This is a genomic window from Aestuariivirga sp., assembly GCF_037139295.1.
Lineage (GTDB): Bacteria > Pseudomonadota > Alphaproteobacteria > Rhizobiales > Aestuariivirgaceae > Aestuariivirga.
This window is the reverse complement of record NZ_JBAXGR010000013.1, coordinates 15,824-40,888: the sequence shown is the minus strand read 5'-3', so window position 1 is coordinate 40,888 and position 25,065 is coordinate 15,824. Positions and strand designations below refer to the sequence as shown.

20 protein-coding genes are annotated in these 25,065 nt (G+C 62.1%); 13 read left to right on the top strand and 7 right to left on the bottom strand.

The window, feature by feature from the left end:
- Positions 1 to 51: 51 nt before the first annotated feature.
- Positions 52 to 1,305, bottom strand: a complete 1,254-nt coding sequence (locus WCJ41_RS06085) for an N-acetylmuramoyl-L-alanine amidase (RefSeq protein ID WP_336904949.1) — start codon at positions 1,303 to 1,305, stop codon at positions 52 to 54.
- A 507-nt stretch (positions 1,306 to 1,812) separates the two neighbouring features.
- Between WCJ41_RS06085 and WCJ41_RS06080 the strand changes: the two genes are divergently transcribed.
- The 7 genes from WCJ41_RS06080 to aat all read left to right on the top strand — a co-directional run bounded on the left by WCJ41_RS06080 (position 1,813) and on the right by aat (position 10,040).
- Positions 1,813 to 4,701, top strand: coding sequence for an Rne/Rng family ribonuclease (locus WCJ41_RS06080; RefSeq protein ID WP_336904948.1), 2,889 nt, complete (start codon positions 1,813 to 1,815; stop codon positions 4,699 to 4,701).
- A gap of 102 nt (positions 4,702 to 4,803) precedes the next feature.
- The gene (locus WCJ41_RS06075) at positions 4,804 to 6,192 is read left to right on the top strand and encodes a M48 family metalloprotease (protein WP_336904947.1); all 1,389 of its coding nucleotides are present in this window, start codon (positions 4,804 to 4,806) and stop codon (positions 6,190 to 6,192) included.
- A 59-nt stretch (positions 6,193 to 6,251) separates the two neighbouring features.
- A complete protein-coding gene (locus WCJ41_RS06070) occupies positions 6,252 to 7,010 on the top strand; it encodes a DsbA family protein (protein WP_336904946.1) in 759 nt (252 codons plus the stop codon).
- A gap of 79 nt (positions 7,011 to 7,089) precedes the next feature.
- Positions 7,090 to 7,539 (top strand): type II 3-dehydroquinate dehydratase, encoded by a 450-nt coding sequence (gene aroQ, locus WCJ41_RS06065; protein ID WP_336904945.1) that lies wholly within the window; start codon positions 7,090 to 7,092, stop codon positions 7,537 to 7,539.
- A gap of 3 nt (positions 7,540 to 7,542) precedes the next feature.
- Complete coding sequence (gene accB / locus WCJ41_RS06060) at positions 7,543 to 8,031, top strand: acetyl-CoA carboxylase biotin carboxyl carrier protein (RefSeq protein ID WP_336904944.1); 489 nt, start codon at positions 7,543 to 7,545, stop codon at positions 8,029 to 8,031.
- A 6-nt stretch (positions 8,032 to 8,037) separates the two neighbouring features.
- The gene (accC, locus tag WCJ41_RS06055) at positions 8,038 to 9,381 is read left to right on the top strand and encodes an acetyl-CoA carboxylase biotin carboxylase subunit (protein WP_336904943.1); all 1,344 of its coding nucleotides are present in this window, start codon (positions 8,038 to 8,040) and stop codon (positions 9,379 to 9,381) included.
- The gene (aat, locus tag WCJ41_RS06050; protein ID WP_336904942.1) at positions 9,381 to 10,040 is read left to right on the top strand and encodes a leucyl/phenylalanyl-tRNA--protein transferase; all 660 of its coding nucleotides are present in this window, start codon (positions 9,381 to 9,383) and stop codon (positions 10,038 to 10,040) included. The genes accC and aat overlap by 1 nt, the downstream gene beginning before the upstream one ends.
- Here the strand turns inward: aat and WCJ41_RS06045 are convergent.
- The 4 genes from WCJ41_RS06045 to WCJ41_RS06030 all read right to left on the bottom strand — a co-directional run bounded on the left by WCJ41_RS06045 (position 10,025) and on the right by WCJ41_RS06030 (position 12,254).
- On the bottom strand, positions 10,025 to 10,480 hold the full coding sequence (locus WCJ41_RS06045) for a DUF2155 domain-containing protein (protein WP_336904941.1): 456 nt from the start codon (positions 10,478 to 10,480) through the stop codon (positions 10,025 to 10,027). The two genes, aat and WCJ41_RS06045, sit on opposite strands and share 16 nt — an antisense overlap.
- Entirely contained in the window at positions 10,477 to 11,244 is a 768-nt protein-coding gene (locus WCJ41_RS06040) for a class I SAM-dependent methyltransferase (RefSeq protein WP_336904940.1), read from the bottom strand. Before WCJ41_RS06040 ends, WCJ41_RS06045 begins: the two co-directional genes overlap by 4 nt.
- A complete protein-coding gene (gene mlaD, locus WCJ41_RS06035) occupies positions 11,244 to 11,792 on the bottom strand; it encodes an outer membrane lipid asymmetry maintenance protein MlaD (protein WP_336904939.1) in 549 nt (182 codons plus the stop codon). The genes WCJ41_RS06040 and mlaD overlap by 1 nt, the downstream gene beginning before the upstream one ends.
- A 63-nt stretch (positions 11,793 to 11,855) precedes the next feature.
- Positions 11,856 to 12,254: an NADH:ubiquinone oxidoreductase subunit NDUFA12 gene (locus WCJ41_RS06030; RefSeq protein WP_336904938.1), complete on the bottom strand. Its 399-nt coding sequence runs from the start codon at positions 12,252 to 12,254 to the stop codon at positions 11,856 to 11,858.
- Positions 12,255 to 12,524: 270 nt separating this feature from the next.
- On the opposite strand from WCJ41_RS06030, the gene WCJ41_RS06025 reads away from it, so the two are divergent.
- From WCJ41_RS06025 to WCJ41_RS06015, 3 genes are read left to right on the top strand one after another with little or no spacing between them, the layout of a single operon-like run.
- On the top strand, positions 12,525 to 13,142 hold the full coding sequence (locus WCJ41_RS06025) for a PepSY domain-containing protein (protein WP_336904937.1): 618 nt from the start codon (positions 12,525 to 12,527) through the stop codon (positions 13,140 to 13,142).
- The gene (locus WCJ41_RS06020; protein WP_336904936.1) at positions 13,142 to 13,810 is read left to right on the top strand and encodes a response regulator transcription factor; all 669 of its coding nucleotides are present in this window, start codon (positions 13,142 to 13,144) and stop codon (positions 13,808 to 13,810) included. The genes WCJ41_RS06025 and WCJ41_RS06020 overlap by 1 nt, the downstream gene beginning before the upstream one ends.
- Positions 13,807 to 15,147: a HAMP domain-containing sensor histidine kinase gene (locus tag WCJ41_RS06015; RefSeq protein WP_336904935.1), complete on the top strand. Its 1,341-nt coding sequence runs from the start codon at positions 13,807 to 13,809 to the stop codon at positions 15,145 to 15,147. The genes WCJ41_RS06020 and WCJ41_RS06015 overlap by 4 nt, the downstream gene beginning before the upstream one ends.
- A 7-nt stretch (positions 15,148 to 15,154) precedes the next feature.
- Here the strand turns inward: WCJ41_RS06015 and WCJ41_RS06010 are convergent, their stop codons facing one another.
- Complete coding sequence (locus WCJ41_RS06010) at positions 15,155 to 17,173, bottom strand: phosphatase PAP2 family protein (protein ID WP_336904934.1); 2,019 nt, start codon at positions 17,171 to 17,173, stop codon at positions 15,155 to 15,157.
- Positions 17,174 to 17,602: 429 nt separating this feature from the next.
- Between WCJ41_RS06010 and WCJ41_RS06005 the strand changes: the two genes are divergently transcribed.
- The 3 genes from WCJ41_RS06005 to WCJ41_RS05995 all read left to right on the top strand — a co-directional run bounded on the left by WCJ41_RS06005 (position 17,603) and on the right by WCJ41_RS05995 (position 24,033).
- On the top strand, positions 17,603 to 19,159 hold the full coding sequence (locus WCJ41_RS06005; protein ID WP_336904933.1) for a DHA2 family efflux MFS transporter permease subunit: 1,557 nt from the start codon (positions 17,603 to 17,605) through the stop codon (positions 19,157 to 19,159).
- 485 nt (positions 19,160 to 19,644) lie between these two features.
- Positions 19,645 to 23,340, top strand: a complete 3,696-nt coding sequence (locus WCJ41_RS06000) for a vitamin B12-dependent ribonucleotide reductase (RefSeq protein ID WP_336904932.1) — start codon at positions 19,645 to 19,647, stop codon at positions 23,338 to 23,340.
- 555 nt (positions 23,341 to 23,895) lie between these two features.
- Positions 23,896 to 24,033 (top strand): hypothetical protein, encoded by a 138-nt coding sequence (locus WCJ41_RS05995; protein WP_336904931.1) that lies wholly within the window; start codon positions 23,896 to 23,898, stop codon positions 24,031 to 24,033.
- A gap of 126 nt (positions 24,034 to 24,159) precedes the next feature.
- Here WCJ41_RS05995 and WCJ41_RS05990 read toward each other — a convergent pair whose 3' ends face one another.
- On the bottom strand, positions 24,160 to 24,996 hold the full coding sequence (locus WCJ41_RS05990; RefSeq protein ID WP_336904930.1) for a L,D-transpeptidase: 837 nt from the start codon (positions 24,994 to 24,996) through the stop codon (positions 24,160 to 24,162).
- Between the last annotated feature and the right edge of the window lie 69 nt (positions 24,997 to 25,065).

The window sequence follows — 25,065 nt, the reverse complement described above, 5'->3', positions numbered from 1 at the left end:
CGTCGATAACGGAAGTTTCATCAGGTCTGGGTTGTATAAATGACCCGAGGATCAGGGCGCCTTGGATGCGAGCTGTGTCGCGAAATACTTCTCAACGGCGCGGGCCATGGCACCCGCCACCTTCTGCTGCCATTCGGGTGAGGTCAGCTGGCTCTCGTCGTGCTTGCTCGACAAAAAACCGAGCTCGATGAGGACCGAAGGAACGTCTGCTGCCTTCAGCACCATGAAGCCCGCCGAACGCATCGGCTTGCCGGTGAAGGCGGTAACAGGCGCCATCTCGGACACAGCCTTCTTGGCAAAGACGAGTGAGTGGGTTTTCGACTCCCGCTGGACGAGGTCGATCAGGATGTCGGTAACTTCCTTGTTCTCGGCCTCGAGGTCAACGCCCGCGATGATGTCAGCACGGTTCTCCTTGTGGGCGAGTGCTTCGGCCTCGGCGTCCGAAGCCTTCTCCGAAAGCGTATAGATTGTGGCGCCGCGTGCATCGCCTCCCCGCACCGTGTCGGCGTGGATGGCGATAAACAAGTCCGCCTCCTTGTCGCGCGCCACCTTCACGCGGTCGCGCAGCGTGAGGAACGTGTCGTCCGAGCGAGTCATCACCACGTCGATGGTGCCGGTTGCTTCAAGGATTCGCTTGAGCTTCAGCCCAAAAGCGAGGACGACATCCTTTTCCTTCGTCTTTTTAACGCCGATGGCACCGGGATCGATGCCCCCGTGTCCTGGGTCAATGACCACCAGCTTGCGTTCGCGAGGACCAGCCGACGCTGCCTCGGCGGGCGGCGCGTCCTGCGGCGCGGCGTCTGCCGTTTCGGTGTCCTGATCCGCTGCGAGCTGGGCATCGAAGGCCTGCTTGGTAGTCTTGACCACATCGACGACGATACGGGCCGGTTGACCGTCCTTCGGCTTCAGCAGGAAGGCCTTGTCGATCAACACCGGTCCATCAGTCTCGAGCACGATGCGGGAATGGGCATCATCCACCGGGCCATAACGATATTGTGTGACCAGGCCCCGGGCGTCGTCACCTGACCCCTCCGGCAGGGAAAAGGCGACCTGCGGCAGGTCGATCATGACCCGGTAGGGGTTCGCCATGATGTACACGGTATATCCGACTGGCACCGTAAGATCGGCCACGAAGCGCGTGCGGGTGTCATCACCGGCGAGGCGGGCTGCGGTGGCCACCGGCAGATCTGCGGCGTCGGCGGCAGGCAACCGGAAACCGGCGAGCATGAACAGCGCGGCAAGCAGAAGCCCTGGCAGCAGACGGGCTGCGGCCCAGCGGCTGGGACTGGCTGTTTCTCGCTTCATTCGAGTCGGCGGTACTGCGGTTTGTGGACTGGGAGCCAGAGGCTAGGCCCTCCAAGGTTAATCAATGGTTGCCGGGTGCCCATGAGACGAATGCTTGCAATTTGACGACCCGCCTCATAGAAGGTTTCTGTCTCCTAGGCGTCAGGGCCGCGAATCCGCGGCAGAATCGACCTCAGGTGGAGAATTTCGCGAGAAGCGTGGGTCCGGAGGCAGTTCCTGCCACCCCCGCTCGACGCGGTCGAAGAGCGTGATCCTTCGAAGGGTCCGCCATTTGAACCGTTCCGCTGAATCGGAACATAAGGAAATCCTGGGCATGTCCCACGCCACGACGAGCGCGCTGAACGAGGACCGGTCAAGACCGGATCCCGTTGCTTGTTTGCCTCCGTCCGCTGGCTGGACCCACATGCCCCATTCGCGCTGCAGCACCCGCATCTCCAACAGGCGTCTCTTCACCGGAGCGGAGAACCTATCGGCACGTTTGCCGGGCTGGCGCAGAGGACGTGACTCATGGGCAGCAAGATGCTCATCGATGCCAGCCACCCCGAAGAGACCCGCGTTGTGGTTCTCAAGGGAAATCGCATCGAGGAATTCGACTTTGAAAGCGCCGCTCGCCGGCAACTGAAGGGCAATATCTACCTCGCCAAGGTGACGCGCGTAGAGCCGTCACTCCAGGCGGCCTTCATTGAATATGGCGGTAACCGCCATGGCTTCCTCGCCTTCTCGGAAATTCACCCGGACTACTACCAGATTCCGCTCGCCGACCGCATGGCTTTGCTGCAGGCGGAAGAGGAAGAGCACGCTCGGGAAGCCGAGGACGAGGACGACGAGGGCGAAGGCAATGGCCGCCGCCGCAGCCGTGGTCGCGACCGTGATCGTGGCCGTGGCGGACGCCGTGGCCCGCGTGGCGAAGAAAACACCGAAGGCGGCGTGGAGGAAATCTCCGAGCCCGAATATGCCGAGGACGCCGAAGCCTCGGGCGACGACTCCTACGCAGAGGACCACGGCCCGGAAACAAATGAAGACGAGAGCCCGGATTCGCATGTCCTCGACATGTCGCAGTCCGAGGTGATCGAAGGCGAGGCCGTCGAATATCACGACGAGACGGATGAGGATGGCGACGACACGCCGCCGCGCGCCGAACCGATGTCGACGAACCATGACGATCCGTCGGTTTCCGAACCGGTGGCGGAAGGTTCCGAGCCGTCTGAACCCGAAGAAAACATCGAAGCCCGCCTCGCCGAACCGAACTCCGACGAACCGACTGACGCCGAGATGGAGGCTGCGGCCCCTGCCCCGCACGTCCAGCACGGCATGCCGGGCGAACTCGGCAACGGCATCGAGGAAGTCGGCGAGGATCCGGAAGCGGTTCGCGTCGAGTCGATCGGTGCTGAAGACGCTCTCGAGGAAGTGCCGCAGCGCCGCCGCAAGGTGCAGCGCAAGCAGTACAAGATCCAGGAAGTGATCAAGCGCCGCCAGGTGATCCTTGTGCAAGTCGTCAAGGAAGAGCGCGGCAACAAGGGTGCCGCCCTCACCACATACCTCTCGCTGGCCGGCCGCTATTGCGTGCTGATGCCCAACACCGCACGCGGTGGCGGCATCTCCCGCAAGATCACCGACTCGGGCGACCGTCGCCGCCTGAAGGACATGGTGAAGGAAATCGAAGTGCCGCAGGGCATGGGCCTCATCGTCCGCACTGCCGGCGCACAGCGCACCAAGACCGAAATCAAGCGCGACTATGACTACCTGCTCCGACTGTGGGAGAGCGTGCGCGACCTGACTCTGAAGAGCCAGGCCCCCGCACTCGTCTACGAGGAAGGCAGCCTGGTGAAGCGCGCCATCCGCGATCTTTACACCAAGGACGTCGACGAGGTGATCGTCGAGGGCGACGAGGCCTATCGTGAAGTCAAAGACTTCATGAAAATGCTGATGCCCAGCCACGCCAAGAACGTGAAGCCCTACAAGGATTCACGCCCGCTGTTCTCGCGCTACCAGGCGGAGAGCCAGCTCGATGCGCTCTACTCGCCCACCGTCACGCTGCCGTCGGGCGGCTACATGGTGATCAACCAGACGGAAGCGCTGGTGGCGGTCGACATCAACTCGGGCAAGGCAACGCGCGAGCACAACATCGAGGACACAGCCTACAAGACCAACCTCGAAGCCTCCGATGAAATTGCCCGTCAGCTGCGCCTGCGCGACCTGGCTGGCCTTGTCGTGATCGACTTCATCGACATGGAGGAGAAGCGCAATAACCGGAACGTCGAGCGCCGCCTGAAGGATGCGTTGAAGAACGACCGGGCACGCATCCAGGTCGGGCACATCAGCCACTTCGGCCTTCTCGAAATGTCGCGCCAGCGTCTGCGGCCCGGCCTTCTCGAAGGCTCATCGCGCACTTGCCCGCATTGCGAAGGCCGTGGCGTCGTCCGCTCGATCTCGTCCTGCGGCTTGTCGGTGTTGCGCGCCATCGAGGAGCACCTCATTGCCCGCAAGCCCGAAAACCTCACCGTCAAGTGCACGCGCGAGATCGCCTTCTACATTCTCAATGAGAAGCGCGACAACCTGCTCACCATCGAGACCACCTATGGCATCTCGGTGTTCATCACGCCGAGCGACGAGTTCAAGGGCTCGCAGGCGCTGATCGAGCGCGCTCCGGAACGCAACATCCCGCCGCGCAAGGTGATGGCTGCCCCGGTTCGCATGGACTCGGCCTTCGAGGAAGAGGACGAGGAGATCGATGTCGAGGTGAACGAGTCCGAGGTCGAGGCCGAGGATGAGAACGGTCCGGACGAGACCAGCGAGGCCTCGGCCGAGGATCTGCAGAACGGCAATGGCGGAGACCGCGAAGGCGGACGCCGCCGCCGCCGCCGCCGTGGCCGCCGCGGTGGACGCGGACGCGACGACCAGCCGACCCAGGATGCCCAGGGCAACGACATCCCGGGAACTGGCGACCAACCCGATTTCGAAGCCGACGAGAATGGCGACGAACAGCCGACCGAGTTGAACGATGACGCGTCCGAAGCCGCTTCAGCGGGTGAGGCTGCTGAAGGTTCCGAGGACGGAGAGCGTCCGCGTCGCGGTCGTGGACGCCGCGACCGCTGGGGCCGCAGCCGCGACCGTGGCGATCGCCCGCGGGGCGAAGACCGCGGCCGCCGCGAGGAGCGCTCCGAGATCGCCGCAGAACCCGCAGCGGAAGCACCGGAGGCCGCTCCGGCGCCGGTGGAGACCCCTGCTCCGGCATCGGTGGAGACCCGTGCTCCGGCACCCGCCCCAGTCTATGCCCCGCAGCCCGCAGCCATGGCAGTTGCCCCGGAAGAGCCTGCGCGCCGCTGGCAGCCCCCGGCACCAACCGTGACGCCCGCCGCTGTGGAGCGCAAGTCCGGCTGGTGGAGCAAGCGCTGATTACAAATTCGTCAGCCGACCACGTGCCGGCTGACGCCGCCTTGCTGAGCCTCAAACTCGCCTCATTCTCCACCGATTGACGGTCCGAGAGGCAGATATCCAATGCGTGCAAGGGCCATTCTTTATCGTGCGACGGCCCGCCTGATGGCGGTGCTGGTTGCCGTCATGAGCGTGGCCATCAGCGAGGCCGAAGCGGCTCAGAAGCGCGGGCCGGCGCTTCCTATTATCCGCGATGCCGAAATCGAGGGTCTGCTGAGGCTCTATACCAAGCCCATCTTCAAGGCGGCTGGGCTCAATCCCAAGGCGGTGAGGGTCTATGTACTCAAAGACCGCCACATCAACGCCTTTGTGGCCGGTGGACAGCGCATCTTCATCAATACCGGACTGATCCAGCAGGCGAAGACACCCAACGAGGTGATCGGTGTGCTGGCCCATGAAACCGGGCACATCGCAGGCGGCCACCTGGCCCGCATGGGTGTGGAAATCGACTCGGCCAACTACACCACCATCATCGGCATGCTGCTCGGCCTGGCGGCCATCGCCGGTGGCGTTGCTGCAGGCAATGCGGAAGTGGCGCAGGCGGGACAGGGCCTGATGATCGGTAGCCAGGGCCTGGCGCAACGCAACTTCCTCACCTATGCGCGCGGCATGGAATCCTCCGCCGACCAGGCGGCACTGACCTTCCTGACCGACACACACCAGTCAGCCAGGGGCATGATCACGCTGTTCGAGAAACTGGCGAGCGAGAACATCGCGGTGCTTGCCAATGTCGACCCCTATGTCATGTCGCATCCCATGCCGATGGAGCGAATTCGCAACCTCGAGGACGAAGCCAAGAAGTCGCCCTATTGGAACGCCAAGGATCCGCCGGCGCTGATCCTGCGCCACCAACTGGTGCAGGCAAAGCTGACGGGCTACATTGACGGGCCACAGGCGGTGATGCAGAAATATCCATCCTCCGACCAGTCGATGCCGGCGCGCTATGCCCGGGCCATTGCCATGTTCCGGCGCGGTGACATCAGGAACGCACTGCCGATCATCGACGGGTTGACGAAGGATCTGCCAGAGAACCCCTATTTCTGGGAACTGAAAGCGCAGGCTCTCCTTGAAAACGGCCGCGCGGCTGAAGCCGCCGTACCGGTGAAGAAGGCGCTTGAACTGCTGCCCAGCAACGGCCTCATCCAGATCCTTGCGGCGCAGGCCTATATCGACACCGAGCAGCCCGCCAATGCCAAGGAGGCGATCAAGCTCTTGCGCCAGGCGCAGCGCACCGAGGGCGACACTGCGGAGACCTACCGCCTGCTGGCCCGCGCCTATGCCCAGACGGGTGACATTCCACGCGCCGAGCTCGCAACCGCCGAGGCGGCCCTGATCATGGGCGACCGCAAGCTTGCCATGGAAAAGGCCCAGGCGGCCCAGGCGGCCTTCAAGACAGGAACCCCGGAATGGACACGCGCCAGCGACGTGATGAGCTTCGCCGGGCGTGACTGAGATGGACTAAGACGCCGCTTTGCGGCAAATAGACACCCGAACCAAGAGGACGACACTCAATGAATTTCCTGTTCCGCCTTGCCGCAGCCGCGGTCGCCCTGCTGGCCCTGACTCCCGTGGCCTTCGCCGATGGCAGCTTCAACGACTCCCAGAAGAAGGAGATCGGCGAGATCGTCCGCCAGTACCTCATCGAGAATCCCGAAGTGCTGCTCGATGTTTCCAAGGCGCTCGAGGCCAAGCAGCAGGAACAGGAATCCGCGCAGCGCAGCGCAGTTCTGCAATCCAACGCCGACCAGATATTCCGTTCGCCCGCCGACTACGTTGCCGGCAACCCGAAGGGTGACGTCACCATGGTCGAGTTCTTCGACTACAACTGCGGCTGGTGCAAGAAGGGCTTTCCCGAGGTGATGACTCTCCTCGACAACGACAAGAACCTGCGCTTCGTGCTCAAGGAATTCCCGATTTTTGGCGGCGACTCCGATTATGCCGCTATGGCTGCCATCGCCGCCAAGAAGCAGGACAAGTACTGGGAACTGCACAAGGCCATGTTTGAGCATGAGGGCAAGATCACCAAGGAGGCGGTCGACGAAATCGCCGCCAAGCAGGGGATCGATGTCACCAAGCTCAAGGCCGACATGAAGGACCCGTCGGTTGCCAAGGAACTGGCCGACAACCACGCCCTGGCCCAGGCGCTGAACATCAACGGCACGCCCGGCTTCATCGTCGACGACAAGGTCTCGCCTGGCTACCTGCCGGCCGATGGCCTGGCCCAGATGATCGACCAGATCCGCAAGGACGGCGGCTGCAAGCTCTGCTGAGCCGATGGCGCAGACCGCTTCCAACCGTCGCGGCGAGCGCCTATATTCGGCGGAACGGCGTGGGGAATCGCGGGGACCGATGAAACCTGTCTATGTGCTCAATGGCCCGAACCTGAACCTGCTGGGCCTTCGTGAACCGGCTATCTACGGTTCGGCGACGCTCAAGGACGTGGAGGCGCTTTGCCGCGCCCACGTGGCCACGCTGGGGCTCGCCATCGAGTTCCGTCAGAGCAACCACGAAGGCGAACTGGTCAGCTGGATACACGAAGCCCGCGAGAAGGCCTCCGGTATTGCCATCAATGCCGGCGCCTACACCCACACGTCGGTGGCACTGCATGATGCGCTGAAGGCCGTCGATCTGCCGTCTGTCGAACTCCACCTGTCCAACGTCCACAAGCGCGAGGCTTTCCGGCACACCAGCCTGCTTGCCCCTGCGGTCAGTGGCGTCATCTGCGGATTTGGCAGCGACAGCTACGTGCTGGCGCTCACCGCGCTCCACTCCCTCATCTCAGCCAACAAGAAGGGTTGACCAATGCCCCCCACGAAAAAGACGTCGGCCAAGTCCTCACTTACCGATCCCGATCTCGCGCTGATCACAAGCCTCGCCGAGATCCTCAACGATACGGGCCTGAGCGAGATCGAACTGGACCGCAAGGGCACCAAGTTCCGCGTGGCGAAGCAAGTGACGGCGGTTGCCACCGTGGCCTCCGCGCCCGTCATGCACGCTCCGGCCGCTCCGGCACATGAAGCGCCCGCTACCGCGGCACCCAAAGCCAGCGCCGATCATCCCGGCACGGTGAAGTCGCCGATGGTTGGCACCGTCTACATGGCACCCTCGCCGGGTGCAGCGAACTTCATTGAGGTTGGTGCAAGCGTGAAGGAGGGCCAGACGCTGCTCATCATCGAGGCGATGAAGACGATGAACCAGATCCACGCACCACGCGCCGGCAAAGTCACCGCGATCTACGTCGACAACGGCCATCCGGTCGAATACGGCGAACCCCTCGTGGCGATCGAGTAGAGGCCGATGTTCGACAAGGTCCTCATCGCCAACCGGGGTGAAATTGCGCTTCGCGTTCTGCGCGCCTGCCGCGAACTTGGCATCCAGACGGTGGCCGTCCACTCCACCGCAGATGCCGACGCCATGCATGTACGGCTTGCCGACGAAAGCGTGTGCATTGGCCCGCCGCCGGCGCGCGACAGTTACCTCAACATCCCCGCCATCGTCGCTGCCTGCGAGATCACGGGGGCGGATGCCGTGCACCCGGGCTATGGCTTCCTGTCGGAGAATGCCCGCTTCGCCGACATCCTGACCGAGCACGGGGTGAAGTTCATAGGTCCCTCGGCGGAACACATCCGCATCATGGGCGACAAGATCACCGCGAAGTTGACCGCGCATGAACTGGGCATTCCCGTCGTGCCGGGCTCGGAAGGCGGCGTGAATGACATCACCGAGGCGAAGAAGGTTGCGAAGGACATCGGCTATCCGGTGATCATCAAGGCCACGGCAGGCGGCGGCGGGCGTGGCATGAAGGTGGCACGCACCGAAGCCGACCTCGAACTCGCGATGAGCACCGCACAGTCGGAGGCCAAGGCCGCATTCGGCAATGGCGATGTCTATATCGAGAAATATCTCGAGAAGCCTCGCCACATCGAGATCCAGGTTCTAGGCGACGGTAAGGGCCGCGCGATTCACCTCGGCGAGCGCGACTGTTCACTGCAACGCCGCCATCAGAAGATCTGGGAAGAAGCGCATTCCCCTGCCCTCAACGCGACGCAGCGCGATGAGATCGGCGGCCGTGTGGCACGCGCCATGGAGAAGCTCGGCTACGAAGGTGTCGGCACCATCGAGTTCCTTTACGAAAACGGCGAATTCTATTTCATCGAAATGAACACCCGCCTGCAGGTGGAGCACCCGGTGACGGAGGCCATCACTGGCCTAGACCTTGTGCAAGAGCAGTTGCGCGTCGCGTCTGGCGCTGATCTTGCCTATACGCAGTCGGACATTTCATTCTCCGGCCACGCCATCGAGTGTCGCATCAATGCCGAGAATCCGAGGACTTTCGCGCCATCGCCGGGCCGGGTCGACGCGGTGCACTTTCCGGGTGGCCTCGGCGTCCGCGTCGATTCCGCGCTTTACGCCGGCTATCGCATCCCGCCCTATTACGACAGCCTGATCGGCAAGCTGATCGTTTCCGGCAAGAGCCGCACAGAATGCATGATGCGGCTGAAGCGGGCGCTCAGCGAGTTTGTGGTGGAAGGCATCGAGACGACCATTCCATTGTTCCAGCAGCTGCTCGCGGAGCCGGACATCATCGACGGCCACTACGATATCCACTGGCTGGAGCACTACCTCGCCCGCCAGGCCTGATGAGCTCAATCACGCCACAAATCCTGCTGCGCGCCTATGCGGCGGGAATCTTTCCAATGGCGGAGAGTGCGGAGGACAACGCACTGTACTGGGTGGAACCAGAAGAGCGTGGCATTATACCGCTCGATGGGTTGAGAATTTCCCACTCCCTGAGGAAGACGGTTCGCCGCAAGATCTTCGAGGTGTCCGTCGATCGTGATTTCTCAGCCGTGATCACAGCCTGCGCTGCGAAGACACCAGACCGGCGCTCCACGTGGATAAATGCGCGCATCAAGGCCCTCTACACCCAACTCCACCGCATGGGGTGCTGCCACAGCATCGAGTGCCGCCTCGATGGTGCGCTTGTGGGCGGACTCTATGGGGTGAGGATCGGCTCGGTTTTCTTCGGAGAGAGCATGTTCTCGCGCACGACGGATGCCTCGAAGGTGGCGCTCGTCCACCTCGTGGCACGGCTCAACCGAGGTGGTTTCGGCTTGCTGGACGCGCAGTTCGTGAACCCGCATCTTGAACGGCTGGGCGCAGTCGCCATGCCGCGCGCTGATTATCACAAGGTGATGGAGCCGTTGCTGGGCCGCGATGCGGAATTTTCCGCCTTCCGACAGGATGACGACCCTGAGGCAGTTCTCACCTGGGCGACGACGCCTCAGTCCTCGGGCTGACCTTCCTTGGGCTGTTCGGGCTGGCCAGCGGTGTCAGGCGTCGGCGTTGTTTCGACAGCAGGCGGCGGTGCATTCGGATCGCGGCAACCCGTCAGCCACACGTCATAGGTGGCGTGCTCAAGCGCATTGAGGCCGGGGCTCTCGGCAAACATCCAACCGGAGAAGATGGGCTTCCGGCTGTTGTCGGTTTCGACCTGATCGATCTGCACGAAGCTGGTGGTCATCGGCTCCTCGGTGACGGGCCTCGTAAAGCAGACATTGGGCTTGACGATAACGTTGCCAAACTGACGCTGCTCACCGATTGGAATTTCGAAGGACGTCGTAACGCCCGTGACCTTGTCCAATCCCGCGAACAGCGCGATCGGGTTGGCGATGCGCTCTGCCTTTGCAGGCCCGAAGGTGCAGGTGACGAGCAACAGGCTGAGAAACAAACGGTTCATGACGCCACCGCCTCTACGCGCAGCCGCACATAATCCGCCGTCCAGTTACCATCTGCATCACAAAGAGCAGGGCGCAAGAGGTCGATGGTTTCGGCCAGTGCATGCTGCGCCCCATCGCCGAACTGCGCGAAGAATGGCTTGCGGAACAGCATGAGCCAGCCCTCGATACCGGTTTTCAGCACCACGGGGCGCGGAATGAGCGCGATGCGCTTCACGTTGAAGCCGTGACGCTCAAGCAGCGCCTGATAGACCTGGGGTGCTGGAAAATACCACGGATTGGCAAGCGCCAAATCGCCACCACGCCTTTCGCCGATTGCCCGCATGGCGGTGACGATGGCCGCGACATTTCCATGACCACCAAACTCGGCCACGAAGCGGCCACGGGGCTTCAAGGCGCGGGCTATGCCGGACACGACGGCGTCGGCCTTTGGCATCCAGTGCAGGGCGGCGTTGGAGAAAACCGCATCGAATTCTGGTCCGAAGCTCAGTGCCTCCCCATCCATCAGACGGGCATCAAGCCCGCGCGCCTGGGCGACCGTGACGAAGTCGTCGCTGGAATCGACACCGACCACGTCGAGGCCCATGTCACGGAGTTCGGCTGTGAGGACGCCGTCGCCACAACCGACATCCAGAATGCGCTCGCCCGGCTTGGGTGACAACCACTCAACCACACCGGTGGCGAGGTCGGACACGAAGCGCGCATGGGTGTCATATGATCCGGCGGACCAATGCTGATGGCGCGAGTCAGGCCGGGCTTGCGCCATTACGGGGTCTTGGTGTCGGTGGAGGGCACGCCCTCTTCCGGAGCGGCCTGGTTGCCTGCGCCCTGATCGCTTCCGTCCGACGGAGTGGATCCCTGATCGCCCGACCCCTTGTTGGCGAACATCGCCTGGCTGATCAGCGACCAGATGTCGACAGCACCCTGGGTGTTGGAGATGACGCCACCATCGGCCAGCAACGCATCGGAACCGCCCTGCTCGAGGGCAATGAACTTGGAGCCGAGAAGACCTTCGGCCGTCACCTTGGCCGTGGCGTCGTCGGTGAACTTCACCTTGGGATCGAGTTCCATAACGACATTCGCCTGGAAATTCTCCGGGTTCAGCGTGAAGTCGACGACGGAGCCGATCTTGACGCCAGCAACACGCACATCTGTGCCAACGCTCACACCCTCGGCATTGTCGAACTCGGCGCTGACGCGGTAGGCGCCCGCAGCGTGACCTTTTCCGGATGTCTGATAGGCGAAGAAAAAGAACGCCGCTGCGATGATGATGACCGCAGCGCCAATCAGGGTTTCAACCGTTGAATTCTTCACGCCGCCCCTCCATTCAGTCGCTTGCCGGGAATAGCCGGGAACCCCAGCCGAAATATGACGGCCCTATTCCGGGCGCCAGGCTGAATAATCCGGTACGCTCGGCGCAGGCTTTGCGCCCGACAGGATCGAACCCTTGGGCCGGTAGGCGTTGGGCGTGCCCGTCTGATTGGCAACGAACGGCTTCTGCCAATCATACGGGACATAGTCTTCCTGGGTCGGTGGCACGTCGATACGATGGTGCATCCAGCCGTGCCAACCGGGCGGGATGGACGATGCCTCGGAATAGCCGTTGTAAACCACCCAGCGGCGCTCCTTGATTGATTCCGGCAGTGCCGACTTAGCACGGTAGTACTTGTTGCCGAACTGGTCGGCGCCGACGAAGTTGCCCTTGCGCCAGGTGTAGAATCGCGTGTTCAGCGTCTCGCCGTTCCACCAGGTGAAGAGCTGCTTCAGGAATAACATGTCGACTCGTCCGCTATGGGCAAATAGCCCCTGAAATTGCGGCGGAATATGACGGAAGGCAGGGCGCGCGTCCAGTGCCGAATTGCCATCTTGGAGGAGCTTGACGGGAGAGATCGCAGGTTGCACCAGCAATCCAGTGCAGACTGCTGATCTCCAGGGATTTTCCACCGAAACACCGACGCAGGGTTGAACGTTTCCCATTGTTTTCGGGGTGGAGCAGTTTGATTTTGTCAGCAGGATGAAAGGAAGCTACATCTAAGAAATAGACCAATGACAACACCTTCGGGCAAGACGCGAATCCGGCGTCGCGGGGCCCTGCTCCTGATCCTTTCTTCCCTGGCAGCGGCCTTGCCGCTGACCGGGCTTGAAGCCATGCAGGCTCGCGCCGATGACGGCGGCGGCAGCGGTGGTTCTGGCGGCAGCGATGGTTCCGGCGGCAGCCGCGGCACTGGCAGCGATGACAGCGGCAGCGACGACGGAGGCGGAGACAGCGGCAGCGACGACGGAGGCGGCGACAGCGGCAACGACGATGGCGGTGACGACGGCGGCGACGATGGTGACAGTGACGGTAGCGGTTCCAGCAACTCGGGCAGTGGGCGGAGCGGCAGCAGTTCGCAAGGTTCCAAGAGCGATGGCAAGCAACAGGGCCAGCCGAACTCACAACGAGATGGCGCTCTCGCCGTCCAGCTGAAGGGCCGCATCGCGCCGATTGGCGAGGTGGAAACGATCGCCGGAAAGGCGGTACCCGGCGAGATCATCGACGTCCGACTTTACCGCAAGAAGGATCTCTACGTTTACAGAGTCAAGATCATCCAGCGTAGCGGGTCAATCTACGATGTTCGGATCGATGCCGTGACCCGCAAGGTGCTGAGCGCCAGGGAACGCTGATGCAGGTACTGCTGGTTGAGGACGAGGCTATCGTGGCGCGAGGACTCACCGACGCGCTGCGGAAATCGGGCCTCGCCGTCGACCTTGCAAAGGATGGAGAGGACGCATGGTACCTCGCCGGCACCGGCCAGTATGCCGCAATCATCCTCGACCTCGGCCTGCCGCGCATTGACGGAATGACGGTGATGAAGCGCTTGCGTAGCGAAGGCGTCACCACACCCATCCTCATTCTTAGCGCGCGCGGCAGCTGGGCCGAGCGCGTCGACGGCATCAACGCGGGTGCTGACGACTATTTGCCCAAGCCATTCCAGACCGAAGAACTGCTGGCCCGCGTGCACGGCCTGATCCGACGCAGCAGCGGCATGACTGCCGCCAAGCTATCTAGCGACGGTCTTGAAATCGATCCCGCGTCCGCCACGGTCACAATCAAGGGCGTGCCGGTGGAACTGACACAGATGGAATACCGCCTGCTTTATCACCTCGTATCGAACGCCGGGAAAGTGGTCCCTGCAGCGGTACTGGCAGAGACGCTCTATTCGCATCACCACGAGCGCGACACCAACGCCATCGAGGTTCTGGTGGGCCGCCTCCGGCGCAAGGTCGGCAAGGACTACATTGCCACGCGACGGGGGTTTGGCTATTTCTTCAAGGGATCGGAAGAGACTTGAGCTGGTCCCTCAGGAAGCGCTTCCTGCTGACGTCCATGGCGGTAAGTGCTGCAGCCCTGATTGCTGCCGGGGCATTCCTCTACTACCTCTTCGAGCGGGACTTCAAGGCGCGCATTAACACCGAGGTTCATAACCAGTTGATGCAGCTGGTGAGCGGCCTCAACATCGACCCTGATGGCGAGATCCAGACCGAGCCCATGGCGGACCCACGCTTCCGGACGCCGCTGAGCGGCCTCTATTGGCAGGTAGAGGCAAAGAACGGCATGCTGCTGCGTTCTCGCTCGCTGTGGGATGGGACGCTGTCCACCGGTAATGGACCATGGACCGACATTGATGAACCCCAAGCCTTTACCGGACCCTTCGGCGAGCCCGTGCTGATCCACGCCCGATTGGTAATGCTGGGCGAAGCACCAAACCGCAAGCAACTGCGGGTGCTCATCGCCGTCAACGAGAGTGAAATCACCAAGCCCGCAAAGCACTTCGCCATGAACATGGCACTCTCGCTACTGGTCCTGGCGCTCGCCATGCTGGTGATCAGTTCGGTGCAACTCGGCATGGTGATGCGCCCCATCAACAGCCTGCGCACCTCGGTGCGTGACATCCGCGACGGCAAGGATACGCGGGTAACTGGCGATTATCCCATTGAATTCGACCCGGTCGTCAGCAAGCTGAACGCGCTCCTCGCGCAGCGTGAGGCGATGGTGGAGCGCGCACGCGCGCGGGCTGGCAATTTCGCCCACAGCCTCAAGACACCACTCACCGTGATCGACACGTTGCTCCCGGACTTGCGTGAAAGCGGACAGGGTGCCAGTGCAGGTGAAATCGGACGCCAGACGACTCAACTCAAGAAGCATGTCGATCGCGAGCTGGCGCGCGCGCGCATGGCGGCAGGTCACGGCGAACCGGTGCGTGACATCCGCTTGGTGATTGATGAGGTCGTGGCCACCATCCGGCAGCTGCCACGCGGTCGCGAACTGGAGTTTCGCGTGGAGGTGCCGAGGCACCAGCCCGTACGGATGGAGCGCGAGGATTTCATCGAACTCATCGCCAATGTTCTCGACAATGCGCGTAAGTGGGCCGGCTCAACCATTGAAATTCGGATCGAGAAAGTCACCTCCGAGGTGTTGCTGTCCATCAGCGACGATGGTCCTGGCATTCCTGCGATCCACAGCGAAACCATTCTGGAGCGAGGGCGGCGTCTCGACGAGGGCACCGAGGGCACCGGGATTGGCCTTGCCATCGTCAAGGACATCGCCGACGCCTATGGCCTGGCCACCACCTTTACCACGTCACCCCTTGGTGGCCTGCGCTTCGCCGTGACGTTGCCCGCCGCCTGACGAAACCTCATGGGATGGCGGTGATCAGGTCCTGCCGCGTACCCGAGCGCTCATGCTCCGACAGAATGGCGATGCCCTGAGCCCGTGCAAGTACTTCACGCAAAGCGGCGACGTCGGCATCTGACGCCGGGCGCTGCGAGGGCATCGCATAAAGATCGAAGCCATGCGTGCGCACCTCGCGCGTCAGGCTCACAAGGTAGATCGGCTTGTAGGTCGACTCTTCGGCAGTGGCGAGGCCAGTCTTGTAGATGCGGATGACTTCGCGAGCGTCGCTCTCACCCGACGCTGCGCGGATGAGTGTCAGCTTCGCCTTGAGGCCTTCATGCAGGGCGGGCCGCGGCGCCAGATCGGTCAGCATCGCATTGGGATTGAGGTAAGGAAGGCTCTGGCGCCATGTCCAGACCGGCGAGACCGTCCAGCCATTTGCCTCCAATTGGCCAGCGAGCTGATCGAGATTGCCTGCGAATTGCGCGATGAAGGTCTCTTCGGGCTTGCCAGCAAGGTCGATGCGGCGGGCGGGAAGCTTCTCCCAGTCCTTCTCCACCCATTGCGCGACGGGAACGAGAATCTGCGGTTCCGGCATGGCATACATTTCGCTTGCCCGCGTGAAGCCAGAGGCAACATGGAAAACACCGGCGGCCAGGAACGCGGTAAGCGCTGTGGCGAACAGGCCGAGTGGCTTTATCCGGCGCGGCGGAATGGCCTCGATGGCAACACCGAAGGCCGCCATCATGACGACACCGAAAGTGAGCCCCGCCAGCACATCCGAAAGCCAGTGGGCACCAAGATAAACCCGCGAATAGGCAATGGCCACGACGAGTATGGCGCAGATGGCATAAACAACCGCCCTGCCCCATCGGCCCATCGAATGGCTGACAAGCACTGCGAGAATGCCGAAGATCACGGCAGCCATGGTTGCGTGCCCCGATGGGAAGCTGAAGATGCTGGCGCCTGAATAGGAAAGCTCGGTTGGCCGCGCCCGCTGGATGCCGAGCTTCATGACGAGTTCGAAGAACTTCGCGGCAACGATGGCAATGCCCGCCGCCCATGCAGCACGATACGCCCGGTGCCAGACCAGCCAGCCGAGAATGGCCAGCGCCAGTGCGCTCATCACCATGGTGTCGCCCATCATGGTGATCACTGTCATCAGCTCGTCGGCCGGCGCATTGCGCGACTCGCGCATGAGCGTGGCGATGGAGACGTCGATGTTCGAAACCGCACTGGTCGATGTCGCACGGATCGCGAGGTTGATCAGAGCGATGAGGCCGGTGAAAATGATGGCGGCAAACAGCACGATCATTACCGAGCGCGGATTGTCCGGCGCCACGGCTCTGGCGAAACGCTGCCAAGAGCGGCCGCGCTTTGCTCGTGCCCAGTCCGAGACGCGCCCAAGCAGGTGATTGAGGAACGGCGAGACACCTGCCGCCGCAAGCCGGATAACAAACCCCGCCACTGTCAGGATGACGAGCAGCACGAGCAACACGACCAGGAGCCGGCCAGACAGCTCTCCGGCAAAGGCCAGCCCCTGCCCGATCAGCACGCCCGGCACGACATGTGCGAAGGACCAGAATATTCCCGACGTCACGTTGACGAAGACGAAGAACAGCTGGTTCATGCCGAACATGCCAACGATACCCGGCACCACCGACTTCACACCAGGCACGAACCGACCAATGGCAATCGACTTGCCGCCATGCACGCGTACGAAATCCTCACCCTTGGCAACGAGCTGCGGATAGCGGTTGAGGGGCCACAGCGTCTTGAGCCGTTCGCCGAACATCCGGCCTGCCCAGTAGGACAATTGGTCGCCCACAATGCAGCCCAGGCAGGTGGCAATGATAACCGGCCAGAAATGCAGATGCCCCGTGCCCACGAGGACTCCCGCCCCCACCAGAATAGCTGTCGAAGGCACGAAAAGCCCAATAATGAGAAGCGCCTCACCCAGCGCGATCAGGAAAATGATGACGAGCGCCCACTCCGGATTGGCGGTGAAATAGTCCAGATAGGGCTGAATATAGTCCAACACGACTGAGCGGTTTCCTTGAGGTGCGCGGCGCGGAGTTTAGCGAAATGGCGGCAAGTTCATAGCAGCGTCAGTGTTCGACCTCCCGCGCTTCCGCGGAAGCGCGACAATCCGGCCCAACCAACGGGATCTGCTCGTTGGGGTTCGCCGTGCTGTTCCGGCCGTCCACCCGGCAGCAGACCAGTGGCTGCAGCAGGATCAGCGCATGCGGCACCGCATCCATGTAGAAAATGGCCCGGGGCCAGTTCCGCCATCCAGTCGACGTGACCTTCCCGGGTCATGGCCTGGGCGGGACCGAAACAGGCAATCAAAAGGCATGTCAGAAGCGCACGCATGTTGCACACTTAATGAAATCGGTGTGGCAAATACAAGTCTCACAACTGCGTATCGACCATTGGATCGGCCCGGCGGCTGGTCCATAGTGCGACCGCGATGTCGGAAAGTGCCTGGGCCGCAGATTCGTTGAGTGTAACCCGCAAGTGGCTGGGCTTCGCGGCGTTGTGCGCGGGCATGTTCATGGCAGTTCTGGACATCCAGATCGTCATCACCTCGCTCGGCGTGATCGAAAAGGCACTGAAGATCGGTGCCGACCGGATGAGCTGGGTGCAGACCTCCTATCTCATCGCCGAGATCGTCACCATTCCGCTGACCGGGCTTCTGATGCGCATCTTCTCGATGCGCAAGTTGCTGGCCATTGCCGTGGTCATATTCACTTTGGCCTCGATAGGCTGTGCGATGAGCACGGGATTTGCGACGCTGGTGGGCTTCCGCGTGCTGCAGGGGATGGCGGCCGGCGTGCTGATGCCGTTGGTCTTTGCAGCCGTGTTCCTGTTGTTCAAGCCAGGTACCGAACAGGGCGTGGCGACCGTGCTGGCGGGCGTCGTGGCGGTGATCGCGCCCTCCACCGGCCCGATCGTCGGTGGGCTCATCACCGAAAACCTGTCCTGGCAGTGGCTGTTCCTGATCAATACCATCCCGGGCGTGATCACCATCGTGCTCGGCCTGCTTTGCCTGCCGTCCGAGAAGATGCAACTGCGGCTGCTGCGTGATCTTGACGTGCTGTCGGTGGTGTTCATCGCCATTTCGCTGGCCTGCCTTGAGATTGGCCTGAAGGAGGCTCCCGACCTCGGCTGGTTCTCGCCGGTGACGCTGTCGCTGTTCGCGGGTTTTGCCGTGCTGATGGTGCTCACCATCAGAAGACCCCGTCCCGCAGTGGATTTCAGCCTGTTCAAGGACCGCTATCTTGCCTATGGCTGCGCACTGTCCTTCGTGCTCGGCATCGGGCTTTATGGCTCGGTTTACCTGCTGCCGGTCTTCCTTTCGCTCGTGCGCTACTTGAGCCCTGTGGAGATCGGCCTCGTGGTCCTGGTCACCGGGCTCGCACAGCTCATATCGGCTCCGGTCTCGGTGCTGCTTGACCGTGTCTTGCCGGCACGCATGCTCAGCATGATCGGTTTTGCCATGTTTGCTGCAGGACTGTTCATGAGTGGCTTCGAGACAAGGCTCTCGGGCTATGACGAGTTGTTCTGGGCACAGGTGGTGCGAGGCGTGGCGCTGGGCCTGTGCATCGTGCCGGTCACCCGCTTCTCCATGGGCTTCCTGCCGCCCGAGAAGGTGAGCGATGCGAGCGGCCTTTATAACCTGTCCCGGGCGCTCGGCGGCATCATCGGCATCGCGCTCATCGACACCATCCTGTTCAGCCGTTCAGCGGAACATGCCGACCGTATCAAGGACCTGATGACGGCGGATCCGGAGGCGGCCGCCCGCCTGCTGCGCATTACCGCCGATGAGCTTCCCGACCCGACTGACCCCATGGGCCTGCTCGGCGTGATGGACACGATTCAGGAGGGGGCGGTAACGATTGCCGTCAACGAGGCATGGCTGCTCATGGGGGCCTGCACCCTCTCCGCGCTCGTCCTGCTCGTCATGCTTGGCCCGATTCGGGAGCCGAAACCCGGGGTACCCCTGGGGCAACAGGCGGAATTTTAGACCCTGGCGCGCAATCGCCCCCTGGGGATAGCGGTGATAGACATCTCCTGGGGTGCAATGGCCAAACTCTTTGGCAGCTTGACCAAACGGAGTTTACCACTCGCGCAACGGGGACACCCCTGTGGACAGCGCGCATAAGCCAAGTGAGTTCTTGAGCTTACCCTGAGAATCGTATGAACCTATGCAGGCGAGCGGCGACCTCCGGTCTTAAGGCACAATATCTGGTGTTAATCTTTCGTTAAGACACTATGTATTGACGTCCCTGTGCCTGAGGTACTAAATTCGGTTCAAAGGCTGAGGGGCTGAGAGGATGGGGTTGCGGGGGCAGCCTCTTCTTCAACGGAACACTCAAAAGAAGAGCCTGAAAGGCTCGGGGACGGCAGTTTCCGAGGACAGGGTGTGTGTGTCTTTGCAGCTGGGTGGATGGAGCACCTCGGGCGCTTTCGTGTGCTCGTGGCAACGATTAAAAGAGGGACTAGAAGAGAATGCGCATTGAACGCCGCTACACCAAGGCAGGGCAGGACGCTTACGCGGAACTCGATTTCCGCCGCGCCACCAGTGAGATCAAGAATCCCGATGGGTCGATCGTGTTCCGCCTAGAGAACATCGATGTCCCCTCGTCCTGGAGCCAGGTGGCGACCGACATTCTCGCCCAAAAGTATTTCCGCAAGGCGGGCGTTCCGGCCGCGCTGAAGCGTGTCGAGGAAGAAACCGTTCCCTCGTGGCTGTGGCGTTCCGTGCCCGACGAGGAAGCCCTCGCCAAGTTGCCCGAGAAGGAGCGCATCGTGGGAGAGCGCTCTTCCACCCAGGTGTTCAACCGTCTCGCCGGCACGTGGACCTATTGGGGCTGGAAGGGCAAGTACTTCAACACCGAGGAGGACGCGCGCGCCTTCTACGACGAGATGTGCTTCATGCTCGCCACCCAGAAGTGCGCCCCCAACTCGCCGCAGTGGTTCAACACCGGCCTGCACTGGGCCTATGGCATCGATGGTCCCGGCCAGGGACATTACTACGTCGACCCGGAGACGGGCCGCATGACCAAGTCCAAGTCGGCTTACGAGCATCCGCAGCCGCATGCCTGCTTCATCCAGTCGGTGGCCGACGACCTCGTCAACGAGGGCGGCATCATGGACCTGTGGGTGCGTGAGGCGCGCCTCTTCAAATACGGTTCCGGCACTGGCTCCAACTTCTCGGACCTGCGCGGCGAGAACGAGAGACTGTCGGGCGGTGGCAAGTCCTCTGGCCTGATGAGCTTCCTCAAGATCGGCGACCGCGCGGCGGGCGCCATCAAGTCGGGCGGCACCACGCGCCGTGCGGCCAAGATGGTGATCGTCGACGTCGACCATCCGGACGTCGAGGAATTCGTCGAGTGGAAGGTGCGCGAGGAACAGAAGGTGGCAGCCCTCGTCACCGGTTCCAAGACCGTCAAGAAGCACCTGCAGGCTGTGATGAAGGCCTGCGTCAACTGCGACGGCCCCGATGGCGACTGCTACGAGATCGATAAGAACCCGGCCTTGAAGCGCGCCGTCAAGGACGCCCGCAAGGCGCTGGTTTCGGACAACTACATCAAGCGCGTCATCCAGTTCGCCAAGCAGGGCTATACCGAAATCGAGTTCGACACCTATGACACGGACTGGGACGGCGAGGCCTATCGCACCGTCTCCGGCCAGAATTCCAACAACTCGGTGCGCGTCACCGACGAATTCCTGCTTGCCGTCGAGCGCGATCTCGACTGGCAGCTGAACTCGCGCCTGTCGGGCAAGGTGACCAAGACCGTCAAGGCCGCCGCCCTGTGGGACAAGATTTCGTTTGCCGCATGGGCCTCGGCTGACCCGGGCATACAGTATCACACCACCATCAACGACTGGCACACTTGCCCGGCATCTGGCCAGATTCGCGCATCGAACCCGTGCTCGGAGTACATGTTCCTCGACGACACGGCTTGTAACCTCGCCTCGCTGAACCTTCTGCAGTTCCGTGACCCGGTGACGGGCAAGTTCGACATCGCTTCCTTCGAACACGCCGTCCGCCTGTGGACGATGGTGCTCGAAATCTCGGTAATGATGGCGCAGTTCCCGTCGAAGGAGATCGCCAAGCTGTCCTACGAGTTCCGGACCCTTGGCCTCGGCTTCGCCAACATCGGCGGCCTGCTGATGACTGCCGGCATTCCCTATGACAGCCATGAGGGCCGCGCCATCTGCGCCGCAATCTCGGCGATCATGACCGGCATCTCCTATGCCACCTCGGCCGAGATGGCGAAGGAACTTGGACCCTTCAATGGCTTCGCCAAGAACCGCGAACACATGCTGCGTGTCATGCGCAACCACCGCCGCGCGGCCTATGGTGCGGCCGTCGGTTACGAGAACCTGCGCACCATTCCGGTAGCCCTCGACGAAACCGAGGTGAAGGACAGGGAACTCGCCATTGCAGCCCGCCGCGCCTGGGACCTCGCGGTCTCGCTGGGCGAGGAACACGGCTACCGCAACGCCCAGGCGACCGTCATCGCGCCAACCGGCACGATCGGCCTTGTCATGGATTGCGATACCACCGGCATCGAGCCTGACTTCGCGCTGGTGAAATTCAAGAAGCTGGCTGGCGGAGGCTACTTCAAGATCATCAACCAGGCCGTTCCGGAGGCGCTGCGTACGCTGGCGTACAACGCCGAGCAGATCGAGAAGATCATCGCCTATGCCGTGGGCCATGGTTCACTGGCCGACTCCCCCGGCATCAACCACCAGGCGCTGAAGTCGAAGGGCTTCGGTGAGGAACAGATTGCCAAGATCGAGTCGGGCCTCGCCTCAGCGTTTGACATCAAGTTCGTGTTCAACAAGTGGACGCTGGGTGAGGAGTTCTGCCGCTCGGTTCTCGGCCTGTCGGACGAGAATCTGAACGACTTCGGCTTCGACATGCTGGCCCACCTCGGCTTCTCCAAGGCCGACATCGACAAGGCCAACATCCACGTCTGCGGCGCGATGACGCTGGAAGGGGCACCTGCCCTCAAGGATGAGCACCTGCCGGTGTTCGACTGCGCCAACGCCTGCGGCCGCCTCGGCAAGCGCTACCTCTCGGTCGATAGCCACATCCGCATGATGGCGGCGAGCCAGCCCTTCATCTCGGGGGCCATCTCCAAGACCATCAACATGCCGAACGACGCTACCGTCGAGGACTGCGCCAGCGCTTACATGCTGTCTTGGAAGCTGGCCATCAAGGCCAATGCCCTCTACCGCGATGGCTCCAAGCTGTCGCAGCCACTCTCCTCGCAACTCCTGTCCGATGATGACGAGGACACCGACGACGTGGCTGAGGCGCTGATGACCAAGACCGTTGCGGCCCGGGTTGAGACAGTGGTCGAGAAGATTGTCGAGCGGGTGGTGGAGCGTGAGCGCTCGCGCCTGAAGCTTCCCAATCGCCGCAAGGGCTACACCCAGAAGTCGGTGGTGGGCGGCCACAAGGTCTACCTCCGCACCGGTGAATATGATGACGGCAAGCTGGGCGAAATCTTCATCGACATGCACAAGGAGGGTGCTGCCCTCCGTGCCATGATGAATAATTTCGCCATCGCGGTGTCGGTCGGCCTCCAGTACGGCGTGCCGCTGGAAGAGTTCGTCGACGCCTTCACCTTCACCAAGTTCGAACCAGCCGGCATGGTGCAGGGCAACGACTCGATCAAGAACGCCACGTCGATCCTCGACTACGTGTTCCGCGAACTTGCCGTGTCCTACCTCGGTCGCAGCGACCTCGCCCATGTCGAACCCTCGGAGATGGGCTTTGACTCTCTTGGCAAGGGCGAAGGCAGCGATAACGGACCGCGCGTTCCGGCGTCCCGCGTGCTCTCGTCGGGCTTCGTGCGGCGCCCCAACCTTGCTACCTCCAACGTGGTGGTGATGTCGAGCTCTCAGCCGATGTCGAACGTGGCTCCTGCGGCGGCGGTGACGACGGCCCGTGCCGATGCCGCACTGGCGCTGGTGGATGCACCGGTGCAGGTGACGACCAAACGCCAGGAGATGTCGGTGGCGGTCGAGACGACGACCTCTACCATCTCCGCAAATGACCGCCGTGCGGAAGCCCGCATGAAGGGCTACGAGGGCGAGAGCTGCTCCGAGTGCGGAAACTTCACGATGGTACGCAACGGCACCTGCCTGAAGTGCGACACCTGCGGCTCGACGAGCGGTTGCTCGTAACAGAGCGCGCGCGACAAGAAGTGATGGAGAGGCCGGACATGTTCCGGTCTCTCTGCTTTTTGGGGGCGGATAAGGCCGCCAAAGGCGATCCACCTGCGGTCGCTGTCATGTCATCTCGGCATCATCGAAGGCCTCTCAGGCCCTCGCCAAGGGCTCAAAACGGCACTCGAACCGCCTGCCCCAGAAAAATTATCCACAATTTCCTCGCCACCATGCCTGCAGAACTTGACAGAAACCAGCACCTGCGGGAGGTGCTGAAACGGCCGTTCATCCGTAGACTGACGAGCGTGAAAACGCCTAGTTTTATTGAGTTTTCCACTCTGTTCCGCGATTTTGTCCGTGCACGTACGGTTTCGCCATTTTTCCGAGCGTTTACCGATTGTTAGAAAGAATCCGAGAGCATACAAGATGTTGTTCGGCATATTGCCGAATCACACAAGCGGGTGCAGAAAACAAAACTATGACTGGTCAAGCTCGTATCCAACATGCCAGCTTACCTGTCTATGTGAGGCTTACCTGCGTTGTGGGGCACTAACAACTCTAGGAGAGACAGCAATGGCTGCGAAGAAAGCTGCGAAGAAGCCTGCCAAGAAGGCCGCCAAGAAGGCCGCCAAGAAGCCGGCTAAGAAGGCCGCCAAGAAGCCGGCCAAGAAGGCCGCCAAGAAGCCGGCCAAGAAGGCCGCTAAGAAGTAATACTTCGAGACTTCAGGACTGGACCCCGGACGGCGAAAGCCTCCGGGGTCAGTTCTTTTCTGGGGTTCGGAGCCCAAACGAAAAGGGCCGCAGCATGCTGCGGCCCTTCGTGTTTCTGTCGAGACCTTACTGGTAGACGTAGACCTTCGCGCCCACCTTGACCTTGTCATAAAGCTCTATGACGTCGGCATTCATCATGCGGATGCAACCCGATGAGGCCGCAGTGCCGATCGAGCCCGGAGAGTTAGTGCCATGGATGCGGTAGAGCTTGCCGCCGATGTACATGGCGCGCGCGCCGAGGGGGTTCTCGGGCCCACCCGCCATCTCCGGCGGGAGGATATGGCCCTTGGCCGCCTCGCGCTTGATCATTTCCTCAGGCGGACGCCAGGTCGGCCACTCCGCCTTGTTGACGATCGTCGAGTTACCGGACCATTGGAAGCCTTCACGCCCCACGCCTACGCTGTAGCGTCTCGCCTGACCGGGGGCCGTCACGAAATAGAGCGCCCTCTCAGGCGTCTGGACGATGATGGAACCGATGGCGTATTTGCTGGCCGGTGCCCAATCTATGTCCTTGCCCGTCGTTTCATCCATGGATGCGAGCTTGCCGCCGGACGAGGACCTCGTTGAAGCCCGCTGCACACTGGTCCGCGGCCTGTTCTGCTTCTCGAAAAGGCATTCGAGGAATCCTTCACAAGCCCAACCCGGCTGCTGCGCCTTGCGGGCGGCGGCGAACTTCTTCGCATCGGCCGACTTCTTGGCGTCTGCGGCCTTCTTGGCCTGGGCCGCCTTCCTGGCATCCGCCTGTTTCCTGGCGTCGACAGCCTTCTTGGCATCTGCCGCGGCCTGCTTCTTCTTCAGCAGCATCTGTTGCTGTTCGGTCGTCGGCGCGGTTGCCGCGGATGCCGATGCCATAACACCCGCAGGCAGAAGCACCAGAATGAGAGCCACCAAGATCTTGCGCATGAACATTGCCCTTATCATTCCGCGCTCTTTAACAATGGCCACGACGATGGCGCAAGCCTGCCATAATCT

Bases quoted from the DNA above. Each gene is read 5' to 3' on its own strand.
- WCJ41_RS06085 (WP_336904949.1), bottom strand. From the start codon at position 1,305: ATGAAGCGAGAAACAGCCAGTCCCAGCCGCTGGGCCGCAGCCCGTCTG.
- WCJ41_RS06080 (WP_336904948.1), top strand. From the start codon at position 1,813: ATGGGCAGCAAGATGCTCATCGATGCCAGCCACCCCGAAGAGACCCGC.
- WCJ41_RS06075 (WP_336904947.1), top strand. From the start codon at position 4,804: ATGCGTGCAAGGGCCATTCTTTATCGTGCGACGGCCCGCCTGATGGCG.
- WCJ41_RS06070 (WP_336904946.1), top strand. From the start codon at position 6,252: ATGAATTTCCTGTTCCGCCTTGCCGCAGCCGCGGTCGCCCTGCTGGCC.
- aroQ (WP_336904945.1), top strand. From the start codon at position 7,090: ATGAAACCTGTCTATGTGCTCAATGGCCCGAACCTGAACCTGCTGGGC.
- accB (WP_336904944.1), top strand. From the start codon at position 7,543: ATGCCCCCCACGAAAAAGACGTCGGCCAAGTCCTCACTTACCGATCCC.
- accC (WP_336904943.1), top strand. From the start codon at position 8,038: ATGTTCGACAAGGTCCTCATCGCCAACCGGGGTGAAATTGCGCTTCGC.
- aat (WP_336904942.1), top strand. From the start codon at position 9,381: ATGAGCTCAATCACGCCACAAATCCTGCTGCGCGCCTATGCGGCGGGA.
- WCJ41_RS06045 (WP_336904941.1), bottom strand. From the start codon at position 10,480: ATGAACCGTTTGTTTCTCAGCCTGTTGCTCGTCACCTGCACCTTCGGG.
- WCJ41_RS06040 (WP_336904940.1), bottom strand. From the start codon at position 11,244: ATGGCGCAAGCCCGGCCTGACTCGCGCCATCAGCATTGGTCCGCCGGA.
- WCJ41_RS06030 (WP_336904938.1), bottom strand. From the start codon at position 12,254: ATGTTATTCCTGAAGCAGCTCTTCACCTGGTGGAACGGCGAGACGCTG.
- WCJ41_RS06025 (WP_336904937.1), top strand. From the start codon at position 12,525: ATGACAACACCTTCGGGCAAGACGCGAATCCGGCGTCGCGGGGCCCTG.
- WCJ41_RS06020 (WP_336904936.1), top strand. From the start codon at position 13,142: ATGCAGGTACTGCTGGTTGAGGACGAGGCTATCGTGGCGCGAGGACTC.
- WCJ41_RS06005 (WP_336904933.1), top strand. From the start codon at position 17,603: ATGTCGGAAAGTGCCTGGGCCGCAGATTCGTTGAGTGTAACCCGCAAG.
- WCJ41_RS06000 (WP_336904932.1), top strand. From the start codon at position 19,645: ATGCGCATTGAACGCCGCTACACCAAGGCAGGGCAGGACGCTTACGCG.
- WCJ41_RS05995 (WP_336904931.1), top strand. From the start codon at position 23,896: ATGGCTGCGAAGAAAGCTGCGAAGAAGCCTGCCAAGAAGGCCGCCAAG.
- WCJ41_RS05990 (WP_336904930.1), bottom strand. From the start codon at position 24,996: ATGCGCAAGATCTTGGTGGCTCTCATTCTGGTGCTTCTGCCTGCGGGT.